Source organism: Tepidimicrobium xylanilyticum, from assembly GCF_900106765.1.
Classification (GTDB): Bacteria; Bacillota; Clostridia; order Tissierellales; family Tepidimicrobiaceae; genus Tepidimicrobium; species Tepidimicrobium xylanilyticum.
The window spans coordinates 1-2,767 of record NZ_FNNG01000032.1 but is presented as its reverse complement, the minus strand read 5'-3'; the positions used below and the strand labels follow the sequence as shown (position 1 = coordinate 2,767).

Genomic DNA, 2,767 nt, shown 5'->3' with positions numbered 1-2,767 from the left:
TCTCTAATGTCCCATTTTCCGATAAGGCTCATGTTGTATCAGCCCTTTGTAACATAATCTCCTGATGTGTTTCGTATACGAAAGGCTCTCCACTTCTTTTAAACTTTCTGGTTGTACCATGCTGGGTAACTTCTATAATTGAACCAGCTTTCACTTTTATATCTGGGGAAATGAATAATACTGGCTCGTATTTGATAGTATTGGCTACCTCTGCTTCGCTCGCTGGTGCTATAGTTTTCTTAGATAATTTACAAGGTATATTTTCATGGACTGGTACTGGTTCTGGACTGACTATTGTTTCCCCTGTATCTGGATCCTCTATCTCCTTATATTCATAAATTGTGCATAAGCCTTTATATTGACTTTCTATAGCTTTTCTTACGCTATCCATATAATTAGTCATGGCTACCACTTAACCTTTCTGTATAAAGCTAATTGAGCCTTGTAATTCTTTAATAATTCCTCTGCTATATTCATATCTTTGCTTGTCTCAAATGTGGTAGTAGTATCTCCCACTTGGATAGATTTAACTTCCTTTTTTCCTTCTTCATTGCTAAAGTTTTCAAGTCTATATAATTCCATGGCCATGCTTAAAACTGTAGTGTTTAGTTCTTCGGGAATTTCAGTTATATTACAGTAATTCTTTATTATTTCTTCTACTCTATCAAGGGTAAATTCTAATATTGCATCTTTACTATCATCTTTAATACCTAGTAGCAGCTTTAACTTATCCAACATATTAATCACCTACTAGTAATTTGAAGAGGGTCTCTTTCTTATCCCTAGGATTATGGTCTATCCCTTTTTCTCTCAGTTTTTCTATTATTTCATCTTTAGTTAAATAATCTATAGATAGTTCTTCTTCCACTTCTTCAACTGGCTCTAATACTTTTTCTAATTCTTCTTTTCTTTTCCTTTCATTGGCTAATACATGTTCTCTTAATCTTCTTACTCTTCTCTCATATGCTGTGCTCATACTATCCCTCCTATAAAAAGACAAGTAGGAGAAATAATCTCCTACTCATCTATCTTAAACATGAATTTAACTATTCTTACTGCTTTTGGTTCATATACTCTTGTCCAGTTGTTGCCATCTTCTAATTCTGTTAGGCTTGGGAATGTCTTTTCTGTTCCACCTGTAGGCTCTACCCACGCTACTCCTCTTGGATGAAGGATAGAGATTTTTCTGTTGACTAGTACATCTTCACCTGCTAAGGATAGACCATCTCTTACCACTTCTGTTTGCTTGATGTCTGGATGAGAGCCATTACCCCATGCTATAGCCCCTTGCCCGAATAGATACGCTACTCCAGCACCTGTTTCAGTATCAAATGGCATAGCATCGTCTACAATTACCCTCTTATTCATGAAATACGGGATTCTTATGTTTTTATCTTTAGTTTCTTCGTATTCGATTAATTGCAACTTTGCCAAGTGAGCTTCTACAGCGGAGTGCATCATAACACCAGTGAGCAGGTCTTTTGCATCTCCCATTTTTTGAGTTGCATCTATGAATGTTCTGGCGTTTATAAAGCTTTTATCTCCTTCTAGTCCTGTAATGTCGTGTGCTTTTTCTTGCATGTTATCTGCTGCAAAGATTCCATCAAGTATAGATAGTAGTATTTGTTGATACTGTCTTTGCCAGTAATTTGCAAAAAGGTCGGCTATTGCTCCCATTGGGTCGTCCCCAGAAAGCATAGCGGATAGTGCGTTTACCCCGTAGGATTTTACGAATCCTAGTTTTCTAGCCATATCTTGCCTTGCTTGAATTTTACCGGGGACGGTATGTCCTTCATCATGCATCACTTCTGGCTCTCCAGTTAGGTCGTCCCAGAATGGCATGTTGATAAGCACATTTGGGCCACTGGCTAGTCTGTCAAACATCTCATTGTTTTCAGCTATACCACTTTGAATTAAATTGGATAGCTCCATTGTCCTTTGGATAGTGTATTCAGTAAACACTTCCGGTTGAATAACATCTTGTATTCTTGTAATAGTCATAAATCAATCTCTCCTTTTCTTTATTTATTTTCCTTCTGCAGCTGCTTTAAGCTTAGCTGCTAACTCTGGATTTTCTCTATAAATCCTTCCTTGCTCTGTTAGATTGAAATGTTCCTTGCTCCATGGGTTTTTCTTGTATTCGTCTCCTACTGGATTTCCTGGTGGTTTTGGTTCTCTGCCTGAAAGCTTATCTTCACCAAATAAATAAGGATCTGTTTCTTTCAGACCCTTTAGTTGTTCTTCTAAGCCTATCAAGTTTTCTCCATCTAAAGAAACCTTCTCTAAGTCTAACAAAGCCTTTACTGCCTTTATGTTCTTTGCCTTTTCATCTCTAAGTTTTAGTTCTATAGCTGTTTCCTTCTTTAATGTTGCTATTTTTTCTTCATAATCCTTCTGAGTTTGTTTGTTTAACTCTTCTAATTCAGTTATTCTAGCAATTAATTCTTCATTTCCTTCTGCTTTCTCTTTTAATTCTTTTAATTGTTTATTTCTTTCCTCTAATTGGTTTTTTAGCTCTTTCTTTTCCTCATTGACTTCGTTGAATCTAGCTATAGGTACATATTGGTCCTTAATGGATTCCTGATAAGCCTTAAGTATCTTCTTTGCTGTTTCTTCATCAAGTCCCATTTCTAATAATTGTTCTAAAGTCATTTATATTCTCCTCCTTTTTATTCCCTCTACGCTTTTTTACAAGGTTGCGACCTTGTGCGGTCTTGTTCTTTTACACCTACAATACTAAAAAGGTGAATTCCAGTTTTATGGTATA

At 36.2% G+C, this 2,767-nt stretch carries 5 protein-coding genes; all 5 read right to left on the bottom strand.

Annotated elements, in window-relative coordinates; translation table 11 throughout:
* Positions 1-28: 28 nt before the first annotated feature.
* From BLV68_RS15120 to BLV68_RS15100, 5 genes are read right to left on the bottom strand one after another with little or no spacing between them, the layout of a single operon-like run.
* A complete protein-coding gene (locus BLV68_RS15120; RefSeq protein ID WP_200773824.1) occupies positions 29-403 on the bottom strand; it encodes a hypothetical protein in 375 nt (124 codons plus the stop codon).
* A gap of 2 nt (positions 404-405) precedes the next feature.
* Positions 406-738 (bottom strand): phage head-tail connector protein, encoded by a 333-nt coding sequence (locus BLV68_RS15115; protein ID WP_200773823.1) that lies wholly within the window; start codon positions 736-738, stop codon positions 406-408.
* Position 739: 1 nt separating this feature from the next.
* Positions 740-976 (bottom strand): hypothetical protein, encoded by a 237-nt coding sequence (locus BLV68_RS15110; protein ID WP_093755256.1) that lies wholly within the window; start codon positions 974-976, stop codon positions 740-742.
* Positions 977-1,017: 41 nt separating this feature from the next.
* The gene (locus BLV68_RS15105) at positions 1,018-2,001 is read right to left on the bottom strand and encodes a major capsid protein (RefSeq protein ID WP_093755254.1); all 984 of its coding nucleotides are present in this window, start codon (positions 1,999-2,001) and stop codon (positions 1,018-1,020) included.
* A 24-nt stretch (positions 2,002-2,025) separates the two neighbouring features.
* Positions 2,026-2,652 carry a phage scaffolding protein gene (locus BLV68_RS15100; RefSeq protein ID WP_093755252.1) on the bottom strand — a complete coding sequence of 209 codons (627 nt, stop codon included), beginning with the start codon at positions 2,650-2,652 and terminating at the stop codon, positions 2,026-2,028.
* Between the last annotated feature and the right edge of the window lie 115 nt (positions 2,653-2,767).